Source organism: Senegalimassilia anaerobia JC110 (assembly GCF_000236865.1).
In the GTDB taxonomy this organism is placed as follows: Bacteria; Actinomycetota; Coriobacteriia; order Coriobacteriales; family Eggerthellaceae; genus Senegalimassilia; species Senegalimassilia anaerobia.
This window is the reverse complement of sequence record NZ_HE611017.1, coordinates 68,025-84,067: the sequence shown is the minus strand read 5'-3', so window position 1 is coordinate 84,067 and position 16,043 is coordinate 68,025. Positions and strand designations below refer to the sequence as shown.

General features: G+C 61.6%; 25 protein-coding genes. 5 read left to right on the top strand and 20 right to left on the bottom strand.

All coding sequences use genetic code 11. The features are described from left to right. From mobQ to SFHG_RS08565, 16 genes are all read right to left on the bottom strand, one after another. Nucleotides 1-572 (bottom strand): MobQ family relaxase (gene mobQ / locus SFHG_RS08635; protein ID WP_162096586.1); only part of this gene is annotated, 572 nt, incomplete at its 3' end. Between the two features lie 213 nt (nt 573-785). After that, complete coding sequence (locus SFHG_RS08630) at nt 786-1,553, bottom strand: hypothetical protein (protein WP_042436402.1); 768 nt, start codon at nt 1,551-1,553, stop codon at nt 786-788. 106 nt (nt 1,554-1,659) lie between these two features. Beyond that, nucleotides 1,660-2,001: a hypothetical protein gene (locus SFHG_RS08625; protein WP_148514833.1), complete on the bottom strand. Its 342-nt coding sequence runs from the start codon at nt 1,999-2,001 to the stop codon at nt 1,660-1,662. A gap of 177 nt (nt 2,002-2,178) precedes the next feature. Further along, nucleotides 2,179-2,328, bottom strand: coding sequence for a hypothetical protein (locus tag SFHG_RS10675; RefSeq protein ID WP_155815088.1), 150 nt, complete (start codon nt 2,326-2,328; stop codon nt 2,179-2,181). Nucleotides 2,329-2,443: 115 nt separating this feature from the next. Next, a complete protein-coding gene (locus SFHG_RS10875) occupies nt 2,444-2,707 on the bottom strand; it encodes a DUF4160 domain-containing protein (protein ID WP_162096585.1) in 264 nt (87 codons plus the stop codon). Beyond that, nucleotides 2,698-2,997, bottom strand: a complete 300-nt coding sequence (locus SFHG_RS10870) for a hypothetical protein (RefSeq protein WP_042436396.1) — start codon at nt 2,995-2,997, stop codon at nt 2,698-2,700. Before SFHG_RS10870 ends, SFHG_RS10875 begins: the two co-directional genes overlap by 10 nt. A gap of 113 nt (nt 2,998-3,110) precedes the next feature. After that, on the bottom strand, nt 3,111-3,539 hold the full coding sequence (locus tag SFHG_RS10865) for a hypothetical protein (protein WP_042436395.1): 429 nt from the start codon (nt 3,537-3,539) through the stop codon (nt 3,111-3,113). Between the two features lie 2 nt (nt 3,540-3,541). Continuing rightward, complete coding sequence (locus SFHG_RS08605) at nt 3,542-4,105, bottom strand: hypothetical protein (protein ID WP_042436394.1); 564 nt, start codon at nt 4,103-4,105, stop codon at nt 3,542-3,544. Nucleotides 4,106-4,239: 134 nt separating this feature from the next. Next, entirely contained in the window at nt 4,240-4,632 is a 393-nt protein-coding gene (locus SFHG_RS08600; protein WP_042436392.1) for a hypothetical protein, read from the bottom strand. A gap of 565 nt (nt 4,633-5,197) precedes the next feature. Next, a complete protein-coding gene (locus SFHG_RS08595) occupies nt 5,198-5,422 on the bottom strand; it encodes a hypothetical protein (RefSeq protein ID WP_052297898.1) in 225 nt (74 codons plus the stop codon). Continuing rightward, the gene (locus SFHG_RS08590; RefSeq protein ID WP_042436390.1) at nt 5,412-5,666 is read right to left on the bottom strand and encodes a type II toxin-antitoxin system HicA family toxin; all 255 of its coding nucleotides are present in this window, start codon (nt 5,664-5,666) and stop codon (nt 5,412-5,414) included. The genes SFHG_RS08595 and SFHG_RS08590 overlap by 11 nt, the downstream gene beginning before the upstream one ends. A 112-nt stretch (nt 5,667-5,778) precedes the next feature. After that, on the bottom strand, nt 5,779-6,171 hold the full coding sequence (locus SFHG_RS08585) for a hypothetical protein (RefSeq protein WP_042436388.1): 393 nt from the start codon (nt 6,169-6,171) through the stop codon (nt 5,779-5,781). 197 nt (nt 6,172-6,368) lie between these two features. Continuing rightward, nucleotides 6,369-6,752, bottom strand: coding sequence for a hypothetical protein (locus tag SFHG_RS08580; RefSeq protein WP_042436386.1), 384 nt, complete (start codon nt 6,750-6,752; stop codon nt 6,369-6,371). Between the two features lie 117 nt (nt 6,753-6,869). After that, nucleotides 6,870-7,067 carry a hypothetical protein gene (locus tag SFHG_RS08575; protein WP_042436384.1) on the bottom strand — a complete coding sequence of 66 codons (198 nt, stop codon included), beginning with the start codon at nt 7,065-7,067 and terminating at the stop codon, nt 6,870-6,872. Next, nucleotides 7,021-7,365, bottom strand: a complete 345-nt coding sequence (locus SFHG_RS08570) for a BrnT family toxin (protein WP_042436382.1) — start codon at nt 7,363-7,365, stop codon at nt 7,021-7,023. Before SFHG_RS08570 ends, SFHG_RS08575 begins: the two co-directional genes overlap by 47 nt. Nucleotides 7,366-7,505: 140 nt before the next feature. Beyond that, nucleotides 7,506-8,201: a hypothetical protein gene (locus SFHG_RS08565; protein ID WP_042436380.1), complete on the bottom strand. Its 696-nt coding sequence runs from the start codon at nt 8,199-8,201 to the stop codon at nt 7,506-7,508. Between the two features lie 1,134 nt (nt 8,202-9,335). Between SFHG_RS08565 and SFHG_RS08560 the strand changes: the two genes are divergently transcribed. The 4 genes from SFHG_RS08560 (at nt 9,336) to SFHG_RS10210 (ending at nt 12,461) form a co-directional block, all read left to right on the top strand. Then, the gene (locus SFHG_RS08560; protein WP_042436378.1) at nt 9,336-10,055 is read left to right on the top strand and encodes a hypothetical protein; all 720 of its coding nucleotides are present in this window, start codon (nt 9,336-9,338) and stop codon (nt 10,053-10,055) included. A gap of 2 nt (nt 10,056-10,057) precedes the next feature. Further along, nucleotides 10,058-10,561 (top strand): hypothetical protein, encoded by a 504-nt coding sequence (locus SFHG_RS08555; protein ID WP_042436376.1) that lies wholly within the window; start codon nt 10,058-10,060, stop codon nt 10,559-10,561. Between the two features lie 56 nt (nt 10,562-10,617). After that, nucleotides 10,618-11,736 (top strand): hypothetical protein, encoded by a 1,119-nt coding sequence (locus SFHG_RS10215; RefSeq protein WP_052297897.1) that lies wholly within the window; start codon nt 10,618-10,620, stop codon nt 11,734-11,736. A 341-nt stretch (nt 11,737-12,077) separates the two neighbouring features. Then, the gene (locus tag SFHG_RS10210; protein WP_052297896.1) at nt 12,078-12,461 is read left to right on the top strand and encodes an HNH endonuclease; all 384 of its coding nucleotides are present in this window, start codon (nt 12,078-12,080) and stop codon (nt 12,459-12,461) included. A 179-nt stretch (nt 12,462-12,640) separates the two neighbouring features. On the opposite strand, the gene SFHG_RS08540 is transcribed toward SFHG_RS10210, so the two are convergent. After that, nucleotides 12,641-12,847 (bottom strand): hypothetical protein, encoded by a 207-nt coding sequence (locus SFHG_RS08540; protein ID WP_042436375.1) that lies wholly within the window; start codon nt 12,845-12,847, stop codon nt 12,641-12,643. Nucleotides 12,848-13,076: 229 nt separating this feature from the next. Here SFHG_RS08540 and SFHG_RS08535 point away from each other — a divergent pair, with 229 nt between their 5' ends. After that, a complete protein-coding gene (locus SFHG_RS08535; RefSeq protein WP_042436373.1) occupies nt 13,077-13,340 on the top strand; it encodes a hypothetical protein in 264 nt (87 codons plus the stop codon). A 204-nt stretch (nt 13,341-13,544) separates the two neighbouring features. Here SFHG_RS08535 and SFHG_RS08530 read toward each other — a convergent pair whose 3' ends face one another. The 3 genes from SFHG_RS08530 to SFHG_RS08520 all read right to left on the bottom strand — a co-directional run. Continuing rightward, on the bottom strand, nt 13,545-14,045 hold the full coding sequence (locus SFHG_RS08530) for a hypothetical protein (RefSeq protein ID WP_042436371.1): 501 nt from the start codon (nt 14,043-14,045) through the stop codon (nt 13,545-13,547). 1 nt (nt 14,046) lies between these two features. Next, nucleotides 14,047-15,162 carry a hypothetical protein gene (locus SFHG_RS08525; RefSeq protein ID WP_042436369.1) on the bottom strand — a complete coding sequence of 372 codons (1,116 nt, stop codon included), beginning with the start codon at nt 15,160-15,162 and terminating at the stop codon, nt 14,047-14,049. Nucleotides 15,163-15,646: 484 nt separating this feature from the next. Continuing rightward, nucleotides 15,647-16,043, bottom strand: a 397-nt coding sequence (locus SFHG_RS08520) for a cell division protein Fic (protein WP_042436368.1), incomplete at its 5' end; no start/stop codon positions are given.

Sequence of the window (16,043 nt, the reverse complement as noted above, 5' to 3'; positions counted from 1 at the left end):
CTACGCTCATTTTCGGGGGTGCCTTCTCGCTCGTAGACCTTTTCGAGCGCCTTGTTCTGGTCGCGTTCCCACGTCTTGCGCAAATCGAGCAGGAGTGCCTTGCGGCTCCACTCGCGGTTCTTTGGCCCGAACCCATCTGGCCCGCACTCGCGCGTGGTGCACATGACGAATGCGTGTGGGTTGCCGTCGCCGCGGTCGCGCATGCACACGTCGGCGCACATGCCGCGCGATACGAGCTCGCGCTCCGCCCAGCCGCGGGCGAGCTCCCACTGCTCGTCATGGTCGAGCTCGCGGGGCAGCGCGAGCTCGTATTCGCGGGCGAGCTGGGAGTTCGAGCGGCGCTCGGACTCCTCGACCGCGTTCCACAGCTCGCCGCGGTCGCGGTAGGGCTCGGGCGCGTCGCGCGGCAGCAGCACCTCGCTGCGCACGACGCCCTGCTTGCGCGAGTAGTCGTGCTTGATGCCGGTGCGCCTGTCGTAGATGCGCTCAGCGGCGCGATATGCCGCGGCGGCCGTGGCCGAGCGGCCCTGCCCGCGCGATATGACCTTGCAGCAGAGGTGGTAGCTTGCCATTGCGCGGCCTCCTTCCGAGCGCAGCGAGAAACAACAGCATGATTCTGTGCATCGCATTCCCCTGATCGGGGGTCTGGGGCGGGATGGGTCCCCAGACCCCCGATCAACGGAATGGGTCGCGGTGCAGTCGATATTGCCATGCACCGCGCTTTGCCGGTGCGGTGCATGGCAGGCTCCTTCTTTCCATGGGATAGGTCTGTGTTCCGCCCTTGGTTAAGCTGCTTGCTTCGCCTGATCGCGCATATCCTCGATGCCGACCTCGAGGTCATCATCGCCGATATAGCCGCAGACGCAATCGAGGATGTTGCCCTCGGCGTCGCTTAGCATGACGGCGTAGGTTTCGCCGCCGACCCATTGGGAGTAGCGCTCAACCTCGAAGTCGAGGCGTTTGCCCACCTTTTCCATAGAGGTCGGGACGCCGCCGAACCAGCTCGAGACATCGTCCTCGTCGGCCCAGATGAACCCGACGGCTCCCGAATCCCACCTGTCGCGAAAATCGCGGGTGGAATAGGCCGCACCGGAATGGTCCAGCATGTAGATCGTCCTCAGAACGACCGCCCGCGAGAGCAAAGCGGGCGCTTCGGCGCATTGCGCGATGGCCTCGGAAAGCGTCTCGGAATCGGGATAGTCGCCGTAGTCATCGACGACGTCCCAGGCCTCCTCGCCGGTGAGCCAGCTGCGGTACATGGCCTCGAGGCGCTCATGGCCATGTTCGTCCTTTTCGAGGCGCAGGGATTCGAACATCCCCGATCTCACGGCCTCGGCAAGCTCTTCGAACGTGAAATGCTCCTCGAGCATGCTCTTCATGAAGTCCTCGGGGTGTTTATGGCCGTGCTCGTCAGGGGAGTCGTAATCTCTTGCCCATGTGAACATGTGCCCGAGGTTGTCCTCCCACGTGCGCGGGCTCTCCACATCGTCGCACCAGGCCCACTCGACCGTCATGCCGTTGCCGAGAGCTTCTCCGCCGATCTTCTCCAACATGTTCCGCATCCTTTCCTAGATGTCTTTGCAAATAGAAAAGGCTCCCAGGTCGTCCGACCGGGGAGCCTTTCTCAGCTCCCCGGTTTTCCTTCCTGGGGCGGAAGCCTTAGTCGCGGTCCCAGCCTCGCTGACGAGTGTCCGTTGCAAGGTCCTCCAGCCAGTTCATCGTGGCGGTGCGGAACCTTTTCAGCGGGCGGTCCAGCGTATCGAGGCCCGAGAACTGGGGCGAGTTGAGGAGGATCGCGAAATCATCGAGGATCCAGTCGTAGCACACTGCTGCCTTTTCGGCCACTGCCTTGTTCTCTGATGAGATGCCCTCGTATGCGGCGTTCAAGGACTTTGCCATGACCTTCAGCAGCTCTTCATGCGAAGGGCTTCCCGCAGCCGGTTTGACGAGCGTCGCGCTCCATCCGAGCGGCACCCAGCGGCAAGTTATCTCCAATGCCAAGAGGGGGCAGCTTATTATCTCCTGCCCGTCGACGTTCCCGCTCCACTCCCAGTCCCCGAATCTCCGGCAACCAGGGTTGAGAGCGTCTTCCACATCGAGGGCGACCCTGCCCGCTTCGTGCCAACCGTCCTCGGCGACGCGGCCGAACGAGATCGCGACCCGTTCGGGCTCGGCGGCTCAGACGGGGTTCTCTGCGAAGAGGACCGCTATGCAGTCGTCCTCGCTGTAGTCGCCGAACGCCCTGTTGTCGCTCGCGTCCAGCAGGATCTCCTCGATGATGCGGTCCTGGCTTTCGGCCTCGACGACGGCGGTCTTTCTCTTGCCCATTGCTTTTTCCTTTCCTTCGGATTTTTCTTTATCTCCAAAGGCTCCCAAGTCGCATCGACCAGGGGAGCCTTGATAGCTCCCCTGGTTTGGCTTCCCGGGTCAGGAATTTGGCCGCCTATGCGCCGAACTGAGACAGCCAGCGCGCCATTAGGCGGTAGCGGTTCGCGTTGATGTGGGCGTAGGCGATCCGCAGCTCGCGATCCGACAGCCTTGCCTTGTTGTGCGCAAGCTCCGGACCGTCCTCATTCAGCCAGAACTTGGCCGATGTCGAGCGGTCTTTGCCTTTGAACACGTGGACATGGGCAGGTTCGCCGCTTTCGTTCGAGAACCAGCCAAACGCCAGCCCACCCTCGCGGAAGTATATCGGTGTCATGCCCATGCCCCCTCGCCGCGGATCTGGTCGTAGATGTTGTGCATGTTGTCCCTCATGAACGACTCGATGTCCCACAGCTCGGACTCGGCGAACCCCTTGCTCTTCGCAGGGGTGCATGTCGGAAGAGAACCTTGGGCGAAGTCGAAATCCCCTTCGCCGTTGTCGCGCTCGACGTAATAGGGGACCGTGTCGCACAGCCGCCCTTTGACGATGTCGCCATATGTGACGGTCATGCCGTCTATCTCCATGAAGAAATGCTTCATCTTGGCCGCCTTCGCTCGAAGTTTTGCGAGCATTATAGGCTCCTTTCTCTCGCTGTTGCAAAGCGAAAGGCTCCCCGGGTCGCTTGCGACCAGAGGAGCCTTGATAAGCTCCCCTGGTTTTGCTTCCCGGGTCAGGAAGGCGGGCATCACCGAGATGCCCGCGTGGCCTTGAGAGGTGGTTGGGCGATCGCCATGAGGGCCTCGTAGGCCGCGATATGCAGCCCGTCCAGCCCGGTGAACTCTCCGAACCGTGCGACCTGCCATAGCTTGTCCAGCTCGATTTCTTTCCAAATCTGGTCGGCGAACAGCAGGAACACGTCGTCGGGGATGCCCCGCATGCCTCGGCCGTCGATGAGCGGCTGAAGCTCTTCGGCGATGTCGAAGCCCATATATGCGTCGTAGGCTTGCCGGGCAAACTCGTCGTCGCCGGCATCCGGCCCGACGTTTAAGGTCACGATCCAGTCCTCGCCGCCCGGCGTGTGCCGTTCAAGCTCGACGTATTCGCCGTCCTCATAGGGGCCGTGGATTTCCCAGCCGAGGCGTTCGATGAGGTTCGTCGATTCCTCCGAAACCATGATCACGCCTCGTTTCCGGGCACCGTGCCCATCCAGTCGACGGTCTCGCAAGGCTCGTCGTCCACGTCGTTGTCCCAAACGTGGACCTTGATCCCGTTCCTCGGGCCGTCGCAGGCGCGGTCCTCCTCGACGCACGCCACGGTGACGAACCGGCCATCCTCGCCGTAGAAGCCGATGGAGAGCCCTTGGTGCCCGTTGGGCGCCTCGTAGCCCCAGCGCTTGGCGACGATCTTGCCGTAGCGCATCTCCTCGACGAGCCCCGAAGAATCGCTTCGCCACATGGCCAAAGCCGCCTGCCCTCCTTGCTCGGTCGCCGCGTCCCAGCCCGTCTCCGGGTCGGGCGCATCGCCGCAGGGCCAGTCCGGGTCGATGTCGCGGGTCACTGAATCGGTGAACTGGAGCTCCTCGTCGAGGCCTTGGCGAAACGCGCCGCCGGCGTCGTAGAGCTCCCAGAACCTGTCGTCCGCGTCCATCGCGTCCTCGGCCAGGACGTATCTGACCGCGTGAGCCGTCTCGGAGATGTAGACCGGGTGCCATTTAAGGCCTTTTTCCTGCTGCTTGCTCATTTCCTTCTCCTTTCGTCCGAGTTTAAGATCCGAAAGGCTCCCGGGGTCGTTGTCGACCAGGGGAGCCTTGATAGCTCCCCTGGTTTTGCTTCCCGGGTCAGGAAGGCCGGTATCGCGGTGATACCGGCAGAGGTTTAGCAAGTCCCGTTTTCGCGGAACTCCGTCAGAGAAGACCGTTCGATGGCTTCGTTTCCGGCAGCTTCCTTGAGTTCGGAGCGGCTTTCCCTTTGATCAGGCGGCACATTGGCCCAGAGCCAGTCTGGACCGATGGGGTAGAGCCCGCGCTCGTCTGCGCGATAGACCAGCAAGCGCCCGTCCGCATCTTCTGTGAACGAGTCGCTTTTCGGGTCGTATCGCATGCACGAACAGCCGTTAAGCTCGTTGACGATGGCCGAAACCTTGCAGGCCTCGGCTTTGTCGAAGAGGACCCCTGCGAAGCGGGCCTCTTCGATCGGGATGAACCCATCGAAAGCGCCTATGCCGTCGATGGAGACCTTGACCGGCTTGCATCCCTTAGGTGATTTCATGTCATGCTCCTTCCCGGCCGTCGCTTCAGCGGCGGCCAACTAGATTGGTCGCCGCGTCTGCTGTCGACGCGGTTAGGTTTTGACGTCAAACCTATCCTGTTTTGAAGGTGCGCCCCTTCCTGGCTGTGTTTTGGGCGCACGGTGCAAGGCGATTGTAGCATAAGGGAAGGGGGTGGCCTTAGGGAACGTCGAGCGCCGGCTCTGTCCAAATCCAAAGGCTCTGTTAGACCAGTGCCAGTTCGGCTCGATGTTGGAAGATGCGCTGCGGCGCCCCTGATAAAAGCCAAGCATCCCTTGAGACGGCTTTGAATCCAGCTGCCCCAGAAAAGCAGCGAAGCCCCCTCCGCATGCTCGATGGCTCTCTATGGCCAAGGGCATTCGAAGGGGGCTCCCGCATCTTTGGGGTTCCGGGCAGGCTTTAGTCTTCCGGCGTCTTCGGGGCGAGGAGGCTGCGGTCGACGCACGCGTCGATGATATCCCAGCCTTCCTCGACGGAGCGGTCCTCCAGCGCTTTTCCGCCTCGGATCGCCTTCTTCACCTTCTCGACGTTCTCGGCTTTGCTTTGCTATGCCAAGGCCATTGCGCGGCCGGCTGGAGCGGTCATCGACTCATCGCAGAAGTCGAGGTAGTCGTCGACGGCTTCCATGAAGGCCGCTTTAAGTCCCGCAGCCGTCTCGGAATCGTATATGACAATGGCATCGACGTCGTCAAGCAACCCGTAGAACATGTCGTCTTCCGCGCTGTACTTCGGGGTGGAAGTGAATCCTTTGTAATACAGCCTATCGAACATTTTCCGTCTCCTCCTTGACGAGTTTTCTCAACGCATCGACAACGTACGCCGGCAGCTCTTTTTTGCCGTTATGCGGCCGATGGTAGAGGAAGGGCGTGCGCCCCGGTTTCACGAATCTCAACCTACTGCCGTCACCTTGCTCTTGGCGGTACCCGAGGTAACGCAAAAGCGCTGTTGCGTCGCGGTGCGTGAAGCCGGTGCCACTTGCTTTTAGCGCCGCTAGCAATTTCTCCTTCCTTGTCATTCTTCTCCTTTTCGTTGATGTTTTCAATCGAAAAGGCTCCCAAGTCGTCAGACCAGGGAGCCTTCTTTCAGCTCCCCGGTTTTCCTTCCTGGGGCGGAAGCGCCTTGTCAGGCTAGGGTCTGCACCCGCCGTCCCAAGGGATGGTGTCCGGGTCGGGGCAGTAGATCCTCTCGACGAGCTCCTTGCCGTCCTTGCCCATGACGCACTCGTACCGGTAGAAGATGAGATAGTCGTCGTCGAGCAGGTCGATGTGCGACCCTGGCTCGAAAAGCAGCACGGCTCGCCCGACGGCGTCCCAGTCCGACCAGCCGAACCAGCCGTCGGGCCACTCGCCGCCGTCCGGCCCGAGCGCGGCGCACCGCGCCATAGGGCCGTCTTCCCGCGCTCCCAGCTCCTCAAGGGAGAGGTCGAGGCCGGCGAGCTCCGAGAGCTCCGCCGCCTTGAGGGCGATCGTGGGTTTGGGGGTGAAGAGGTCAGCCCCTATGAACCTCACTTCGGTTGCCATATTGGTCTCCTTTCCGGTCGCCTCGCGGCGACCATGTCAGTCGCCGCGATCGCTCGCGGTAAAGGGTTTCGTGAAGGCGTCGGACGCTCAGGCCCTGCCCTCCTTTACGACTTATCGGCGAAGCCGCTCAGCGCGTTCGATGAATCGTTTTGTCCAAGGGCACGCAGGGAGGTTCCCGATATGTCGATGAGGGTAGGTCAGGGCTTCGTGATTTGCCGCGCGCGGCAAACGGCTCTGCGTAGCGTCGCGGCATCGCAGGCGTGAAGGCCGGCATTCACGGCAAGGCGCAAATCCGACCCGTGGCTCTCAGAGCTCGCGAACGCCAGCGCATCCGCTTTTGCCTCGGGGCTCAGATCGGCCCAGTCGGCCTCGGCGGCCGCTGACCAGCTTTCGGCGAACTTCGTCGAAAGCTCGCGATCGTGCGCCACCCAGTCGGCGTATGCCAGGCATCCAGCCAGCCTGAGTTCTCCCATCGGGGACAAGCTGCCTCTTTCCCACGGCCCCACGCCGATGGCGAAGCACGCGGAATCGCGCAGCCTGTCGAGATCGATGTCGCCGAGGTTGGTCTTAACGATGTCCATTTCCTTTGTCCTTTCGTCCGAGTTTGAAAAAACGAAAGGCTCCCGAGGTCGCATCGACCAGGGGAGCCTTGATAAGCTCCCCTGGTTTTGCTTCCCGGGTCAGGAAGGGTATTTTGGCTAGCCGGTTATGCCCGGCGCGCCTAGCGCCGGCGTCTCGTTGCAGGCCTTGCGCAGCATGGCGCTTGCGACCTTCTCGAGGCTTATGCCGGTGCGGGCCGACTCTCTTTCGAGCCAGCCGAGCGTTTCCGCGTCGACCAGGAACCTGATCTCAGCGGCGTCGCTCGCATCGAGCGTCCGGGAATCCTCCGTCTTCATAGAACGCCACCTCCTGGCGAGTCGCCTTCCTGGCAGAGATTATCCTGATGGCGCCGCTTTCCTCGCGGTAGGCGTGGCACACCAGGAGCAGCTCGGCCTTCCTGCTGAACCCTATCAGCTGGATTCTCGTCTCGTCCCACGAATGAGGCTCGTCCTCCCGTGAGATCCTGTACGGGTCATGCCAGCATGATACAGCATCGGGGAACGTGACCTTGTGCTTGGCCTCGTTGGATTCCGCTTTCGCGGGGTCCCATTCGAACATGACGCCCGATTGCTCGAGCCTTACGCTTTCGGCCATCTTCCGTATCCTTTCCTAGATGTTCTTGCAAATAGAAAAGGCTCCCCGGGTCGCATCGACCAGGGGAGCCTTGATAAGCTCCCCTGGTTTCGCTTCCCGGGTCAGGAAGGCGGGCATCGCGGTGATACCCGCTTCGTTGGCTACTGGAGATGCAGCGCTATGGTTTGCTCGTCGTAGAGGCCTCCGACCGCCCGTAGCCTTTCCGGGTGCTCGTGGTCCAATGCTTCGGCATCGAGCAGGAAGCAGCTCGGCTGCTCCTCGTATATCCCGTCATTGTCGAACCTTATCGCGTGGATTCCGTCGAAGTCCTGGATTCCGTCGAAGTCCTCGTAGGCGTACTCGTACCATACCGGCATCGAGCACATATACGCGAGATCCGAGAGCATCACGTGATCGGGCTCGGACCACGCCGTCCTGAAGCTTACGACGGCGTATCTGCCGTAGCGTTCCACGCACGTGTCGCAGGCGTTCAATATGGTGCCCCAGTTTTCGGACGCCCAGCAGTACCACGACGGCCAGCCGTATCTCTCGGCGTTCGGCAGGCTCTCTTCGCCGAGGTCGGCCAAGTCGTCTGCTGTCTCGTACCTTTCCTCGCCGCGGAAGCCGTTCGTTGCTGGCAGCCGTGCGTTTTCCGCCGCCTGCGCCAGCGCCCCCGCATCGCCGCAGCGTCTCGCCTCGGCTGTTTTGAGAGATCGCCTTCGCAAGCCGCCCTCGGTGATGTCGAGCCCCGCGGGGTTGGGGATTACGAGGTTGAAGTCGAGGTTCCCCTCGGCGTTCAGCAGCACGTTGAGGTCGGCTGCCGATACGGCCATGCTGTTCATAGTCCAATTCAGCATGATGCTTCTCCTTCCCGGCCACCGCGAACGCGGCGGCCAACTAGATTGGTCGCCGCGCCCACATCGGGCACGGTCGGGACAAGCTTTCAAAAGCCTATCCAGATGTCAAAGTGCGCTCCCTTACTGGCGTGTTGCGGGATGCGCACGGTGCAACAAGATTATAGCAAATCGCAGGATGAGCCTGAGCGCGAGGCGCATCACCAGGGCGCCCTTGAAAGGGTGCACCGGGGCGATGCGGGCAGTTCGACCTTCCCACAGTGGAAAACCTACCGAAGGCGTTATGGGCCTTCGGTTTAACGGTTTCCCACCATGGAAAGCTCGAACTGCGGTGTGCTCCACTCCGCAGATGTCTAAAGCGGTCGAGGAGGGCGCTTGGGAGGAATTACAGGATAAGGACGTACGACGCGAAGCGTCTATAATGCGATTTTCGGCAAGCCGAAAACGGGGTTGAGCAGGCTCAACGCAAATTCGATACCCTGTAAGACGGAGATTGAATCTGTGCCACAGATTACGCGTGAAGTGTGCCACAGATGTTTCAGGTGCAACATGAAAGTTGCGTATGAACTGGAAAAACGATTATCTAGCATGTGTGGCACAGAAAATAATCGCGACCTGGGGAAACGTTAGCATAACCCCAGGTCAAAGCTGTGCCACAGGATTCTGCGCGAAAAAGCCTCTCAAATCGGCTCGTGACCGGTGCCGGCGCCTTTTGCGGGTGCGCGGCAAGATCTGCTTCTGCTGGTGGATTCGATCAGGGTAAAGGAAACATGCGTACGTGGCACAAACAATTAAGCCGACCTGGGAAAACGTTAAGGAAACACCAGGTCAACCGCGTGGCACAGCGATTCGAGAGTCCCCATCTGCTTTCAGCTGCCCGAGGCCTTTGGGCGCCGCACAACGCCCCTTTCGCGTCAGGCAGTGCTTCTGAACGTTTTAGTCGGTAAGCATTTCTCAGGTAAAATAGAACGCCAGTTCGTGGCACAGAGTGTGCCACACCTCACACAGGAGACTGTGGCACAAACATGTTAACGCCCCAGGTAAATAGCGTGTCACGAACACGAGTTCGACTTTACTTCTATCGCATGTGCTGGTAGACTGCTTGCAAGCAAACGCGATCCATAGGAGGTTGAGGCATTGGAAAAGGCTGAGCCGACAGGCGCGAAGAAGCACGTTACGGCAAGGCTCGACGTCGACTTGCTGGAATCGGTCAAATCGTTTGCCTCGAGATCCGGCATGCCCGTGTCCGCCGCGATGGAATTGCTCATCAGGGAGGGGTTGGCGGCTGTGGAGGGCGCCGATGCGGTCGACGCGGCTCTCGGGAGGCGCATCGACGGCCTTCTCACCGAGCTAGACTCACGGCTCTCGAAGCTCTCGGCAGCGGCCAAGAGCCTGGACCGGGCCGCTAGGGACATCAACACCGTCAGGAAGAACGCGGGCACCGCCGCGCAGGCATCGCTCGCCGGGTTCATGATGCAGACCTGGTTCATGCCCTCGATGCTCAAGTCCACGGCGGCGGACCTGTACGACAGGCTCCTGTGGCCCGGCAAGGCCGGCGCGATCTTCGACGTGTCCAAGCGCGAGGACGGCTCGGTCATCTTGGATGACAAGCTGCTCCCATCGGACTTTTACAAATGGTGGTGGGGCGTCGCAGGCTACGGCCGCAGGCTCGCCGGCGACCCGTCCATCGTGTCGAAGGCGGCCGTCGCCGCATCCGAGTTCCTCGACCGCTTCAGCGAGGAGGAGGTCGCCTCGATGCTCGAGGCGTCCGGCGATCCCGAGAAGGCGGCCGAGGTGATCGAGGGCTATCGGAGGGACATCAACGAGCGCCTCGAGTCGACGGGGGAGGCGAGCTGACGATGGCCTCGGGCACGATCACGGTGCGCATCGACGACTCGCTCAAAGAAGAGCTCTCGAAGCACTGCGTGGCGACGGGGGAGACCGCGTCGCAGGCCGTTCGGTCCCTGCTCTCGGAAGCGCTGCTGGAGCGCAACGCGCGCACGTACGGCCGCGCCATAAGGTCGGCCGTGCGCGGGGAGCTCGACAGGTTCCTGGAGTCCGACAGGGTTCAGAAGGAGTTCTCGGCCGACGACTTCTACGACAGGCTGGCGACGGCTTTGTCCTACGATATCGACGAGCTGCGCCGCATCGCCGGGGCCTGCCTTTTCGTGGCGGCCGGCGTGGCCGAGGGGACCGGGGCGCCTTTGGGCTCGGACGGGTCGCGAGGCCCCGCCTCGGCGAACGAGTGGTACCGGGCCGCGATGGCGGCCGGCAGGGACGTGGGGCTGACGGCGACCCTGGAAGGCGCGGCGGCCGCCGCGTCCGGGGAAGCGGGCACTGAATCAGAAGAAGACCTCCTGTGACGTCGGCGGCATCGGAAGCCGGCGCGCAGGCGGGACAGACCGGAAAGGGGTTTGGAATGGAAGATGAGATCAAGGCGGAGGCTCCGGCCGAGGAAAACGGGGAAGCCGCGGCCACCGGCCGCGAGAAGGAGCCGCGCCGGAAGAGGGCCGCGATAGCGGCGGCCTGCGCGGCAGCGGCGGCGCTGGCGGTGGCGGGCGTCGCGTGGGCGGCGACCCATCAGACGCAGACGCTTCCTGCCGACGAGCCGGTCGGCCAGGAGCAGGCCGCGCAGCCCGAGCAGAGGGCCGAGATCGAGCTCGAGGCCCGCGCAGAGGGCTGGTCGGAGTCCTCGACGCCCGCCATCGCGCACGTGAAGGGCCAGGGCGCGGACTTCTACCACGCCATGCCGGCCAACTCCGCCGAGAAGGTGGAGGTGCCCGCCCAGGGCGGCTACGAGGTCGAGTGGATTTCCCCAGTGAACGCCGACGGCTCGCTGTACAGGGCGTCCTCGAAGGCGGCCAAGGCCGAGGCCGGCGGGGACAAGTCGTCAACGGGCCTCGAGCTCGTGCCCGCCGACCAGGTGACCCAGGCCGATATCGACGAGGTGATGGACAAGATCTCCGAGGCCGTGTCGAAGGGCGACTCGACCCTCGCGGGCGACGCCGGGCGCGACCTCGTAGACAAGGCCGCCTCGAACGCCGCCAACGCCCCGGCCGCCGACAAGTCGAAGGTCGAGGAGAAGGCCGAGGGGGCGAAGGACTCCGTGAACGAGCAGCCCGCGCAGAGCAAGCCCGAGCAGCCCGCGCAGCCCGAGCAGGCCGCGGGCGGATCGTCGGCTTCCGCCGGGCAGCCCTCCGCCCCCTCCCAGCCCGCCGCCGAGCGCAAGTGGGTCGCCGACTACGAGCAGGTCTGGGTGCCTAACTACGTGACGGTCACCGACCAGGCCGCCTGGGACGAGCAGGTGCCGGTGTACGGCTACTCCGAGCGATCCATCTGCAACACCTGCGGCGCGGACGTCACCGGCAATACGGCGGCTCATGCGAAACAGCATGCTATGAACGGCGAGAACGGTGGCCACCATACGGAGGTCGTCCAGACGATAACCGGCTACAGCACCGTGCACCACGACGCGGTCACCCACGTGGAGGACCAGGGGCACTGGGAGACCCGCGAGTCCGGCGGACACTGGGAGTAGCCCGGAACTTCTGGGCCGTGGCGGCATCCGGGACGAGCGCTCCTCGCTTCCCCTTGCGGGAGCGAGGGGCGCTTCTTTTATACCCTGCGCCCCGGCACCGAAAACCAGGGCCTATAATCATCACCGCAAGGCCGCGGCGCACCCTGCCCGAAATCAAGCGTGTGAAAACGCGCCGTGGCCTTCATCTCGACAACAGACCGCCCGAAGCGGCTTCCGATACCGAGGGGAACTACTACGTTAGCAACTGCCAGATCGATTATCTACGCAGGCAGTAACAAAGGCGCCCGGACACCGGGCGCGGCACGCGAATACCCACCGCCAAACAGAACAAAGAAACCCATATGGACGCAATGGTAGAAGTCCTCATGCCTTTCGTAATGTTCGCTGCTGTTCTTTGGGGCATTGAGACTATCGTCACGATGTTTATCAGGGATCACAAGAAGGCGAAACGAAAGCAGGCACGTGAGAAGCGCCGCTTGGAATATCAGGACCGCCGCATGGCCAACGATGCGGAGCATGCCAAGGTGACCCGCGCGATGCGCTACGACGTGCTCCGTCGCGACAATTTTCACTGCGTCCGCTGCGGGCGTGGCCGCGAGGACGGCGTGAAGCTCCACGTCGACCATATCGTCCCCGTATCGCGCGGCGGTAAGACGGCGATGTCCGACCTCCAGACCCTATGCGAGGACTGCAACTGCGGCAAGGGAAACCGTTACCTGGAATAACAGGTTGAATCATGCTGTAGGTTTCACTAATTTCCAACCGCTTGTTTTACATACCCGAAAAACCCGGGTCGCGATGCCCGGGTTTTCTCGTTCTCCTCTATTCGGTTTTTCCCGGTTCGCGTGCGCCGACTCCCGCCCAGCGCGGGCCGACCGTCCGGCTTCAGGGCCGAGGATCGGCATCAGCCCCTTGGACGCGCGATGCCGGCGATGGCGGACACCACCCGCTCCTGCTCCGAGACCAAGGCGCCGAGGCCCTCCTCTCCGAGCTGGACGCCGGTCCCCGCCGCCGCTTGGGCGGCTTCCAGGAGCTCAAGCACCCCCTTCGCCAAAGCGAGCGCGTCGTCCCGCATGTCCTCCAGCTCCGTTTCGTCGATCTGCATGGCCATGATCCTTTCCTTCGACGTTGCGCGCGTTCGTGCCCGCACCGCCATCATGGGCGATGACCACGAGGCTTTTCGCACGTCGGTTGCGAAGGGCTGGTGAAGGGCGTGCCTTGATCGATTTGCGGGCGCGGCGCCCTGCCATATCATGGGGGCATCATCCCCCGTTGAAAAGCGGCACCATGATGCACCGGCCCTCTGGCCCGACGGGTGAGCATTCCCGATTGCAGGGATCGTGGAGCGCGACGGGTTCGCCCCGCCGCGTCGAGGCGTGTCGACGGCGCGCTACAAGGTGCGCATCCGCGATCACGCGGCCAACCTGTTCTTGGAGCGCAAGGTGTGCGACTCCGCGTTCATCTGCCTCCATGCGGGCGGGCTCGTCGCCGAGTGCGGCTACTGCGGGTGCCTCGTCGATGAGCACTGGGACTTCTGCGCCCGCTGCGGCACGCACTTCATGGACCGCAGGTACGTCGCCGAGTTCGGCGGCCTCGACGTTTGATGCGCGGGGCGCGTCGAGCAAGATCAGCCGACGGATTTCGAAGGACGAGGGACGGCAAACCGCGATTCGAGATATGAAAAAAGCCAGGTGACCGTGGAAAGTGCCCTGGCTTAATACCGTTGAGAAACGCCGCCTAGTGCGCGGGCCTTGTCATCAAAGCCCGCGCTTTGCGGTTTCTTGGGAGCGAATGATGCGCTTGCGCGATCATTCGCTTGTCGTCGCGTTTTGGGCAGATGGCCTGGTTTCGACGGATCCTCTCACGATGTACTCGCCGTGCAGCGTTTCGTCCTTGTTGAGAAAGTACATGTACTCGACACGGACTTCGTCGCCGATGTTTAGATCGTCGAACGATATGATTCTATGCTCGATCCTTTCGGAAAAGCCGAATGCGTACACGCTTCCGCTGTTCAGACCGTATCCCGGGGTCGCTATTTTGACTTCGGCCGTTTCCGAATCCCTGTCTAGGGAAATTATGACGCCGTCCGCGAAATGAAGGGCGTCCGTTAGGCCGCCAGAGGAATATTCCTCAGGGCTTTTTTCGCTTTTCTTTTTAACATCGCTCACGTTTTCGAAGCTCTCCTGATTCGCTGTGGTGGTCGTGCTGCCGCTGTCGTTTGTCGTAACCGCAATGAGGGAAACCGAAATCAAAGCGGCTACGACAAACGCTATGGCTAGGATTGGCACGATGCGGGCGCGATTCGACATATCAGAAGAAGAACGTTCCTGTGGAATTGGAAAGAGCTGGGTAGTTGAAGTTCAGATAACGTGCGGAATCACCCCATCCATCGGCGACAACGATGACGCTAAGGGCCGCTCCTGTTGAGTTGTTGGTTGCAGATACGTATCCTTCGACGGCGACGCTATGACCGACAGGGTCCGGCCATGCGGTGAACAGCGATGTCTGCTGTGCGTTTACCGCCAGCACGTATTGGGCAAACGTTGGACTCCTGTTCACCCTGTTCGATATGCTTTTTCCTCTTGCTGAGCAAAAGTCACAGAATCCGACGGCTCCTTTCCCGATGTTTGTTGTTCCGAACGTTATGCCGTTTTTAACTTCTAGGACGGTTGTTCCCGTCCTGTCCCACATTTCGATATACTCGTCGGCGCAGTCCCATATGTCGAACATGCCGTACAGACCCGCGCATGCGCATAGGGCGGACACCTGGCATGCGTATCTGCCTGTCAGGTAAGTGATTCTGTTCTGGGACGATCCGATAAATGATGGAAAGAACTTAAAAGCCGTCATGGCGTAGTTGGCATACAGGTCCGAGGTATTGATGGTCGCGTCGATCCACCCATTGCCGGTCGCCGATGATAGCGCCATGGGAATATCTGCGATCGTTCCGTCGTTCAGGAGGACGGGTCCGCCGGATCTGTCTGCGGCGCCGTAGAGCAGCCCGTCGATTTTGACGGCGTATTGCTCGTCTTCGGATAGGTGCTGCGCTGATGCAAGCGATTCGTTCGACATCAGCGCCGCCGCATATGGGCTGATCGAACCTTGCTCAAACGAAAACTCGGCGATGCCGTTCGGGCAGCTTGCGTCGATGACGATGTATCCGTTGGGAGCACCGTCGAGGTTGTAATCGACGACGTATCCTACGTGATCGCCGCCGGCAGTCGCTAATCTTACGGGGTTTGCGGGAACCAACCCTTGGCCGTTCGTGTCGCACGATTGGGCGAAGTTGAAAGCCATTTCGAGGGCGTTGTCCGATGTGAGGGTCGACGTTGAGCCGGTCGCATCCTGGGCCATGGCCTTGGGCGTGCCGGCGAAGGCGGCGGCTGACGACAGCGCCGCGAGCTTTACGAATGTCCTTCTGTCCATAGGTGCTTCCCCTTCCGTGAAGGTAGATCTTTATGACATATGCAGGGATTCGAATCCTTTTGCAAAGATATACGAAAATGCTGCTTGTTTTGAGTTGGGTTAAAAGGTTTCGGTAAGCGGCCCCAGAAGTCGTTTGCAACCGTCCCGTATAGAACACCCCCGGGGGAGGGCTTTCGAGGCGATCCGGATGGTCGCCTTTTCTGATCCCCGAGGGCGTACAATAAATGAATTTATAATATACGTCCCGTATAGAACGAGTGCGGCTACTGCGGGTGCCTCGTCGACGAGCATTGGGGCTTCTGCGCCCGCTGCGGCGCGCACTTCATGGACCGCAGGTACGTCGCCGAGTTCGGCGGCCTCGACGTTTGATGCGCAGGGCGCGTGCGGGCAAGATCGGCCGACGGCTTTCGAAGGACGAGGGGCGGCGAGATCTGCCGCGAGATGGCCTTCGAGGACGCGTTCAGCGAGCCTGACGGCGCCGTTCCTAGCGTTTGCGATATGCGGTAGACCTCGCCGAGCCCGTCTTCTCGATGGTCCCGTCATCTTGGAGCTTCTTGAGGACGCGCTCGACCGTTCGCTTGCTTATGGACGGGTTCGCATCCATGATGTCCCGCTTCGTCGCTGCGCCGACGAGCTGCTCGAAATATGCGCGCAGCATGCCTTCGCCGCCTCTGGGGCCTGCTGCAATGGCGAATCTCCTGTCAAGCTCCTTGTAGCAGGCCGTCATCACGCCGAGCATGTAGGTCACGAACGGGGTGTAGTCGTTCTCGCCGTCCTGCCACCCGGCGGAGCTTGCGCCGAGCGCCTCGTAGTACGTTTCCTTCGATCTTTCGATTTCCTTTTCGATCGATACGTATTTTCCGACCGTGTATCCGCATCGA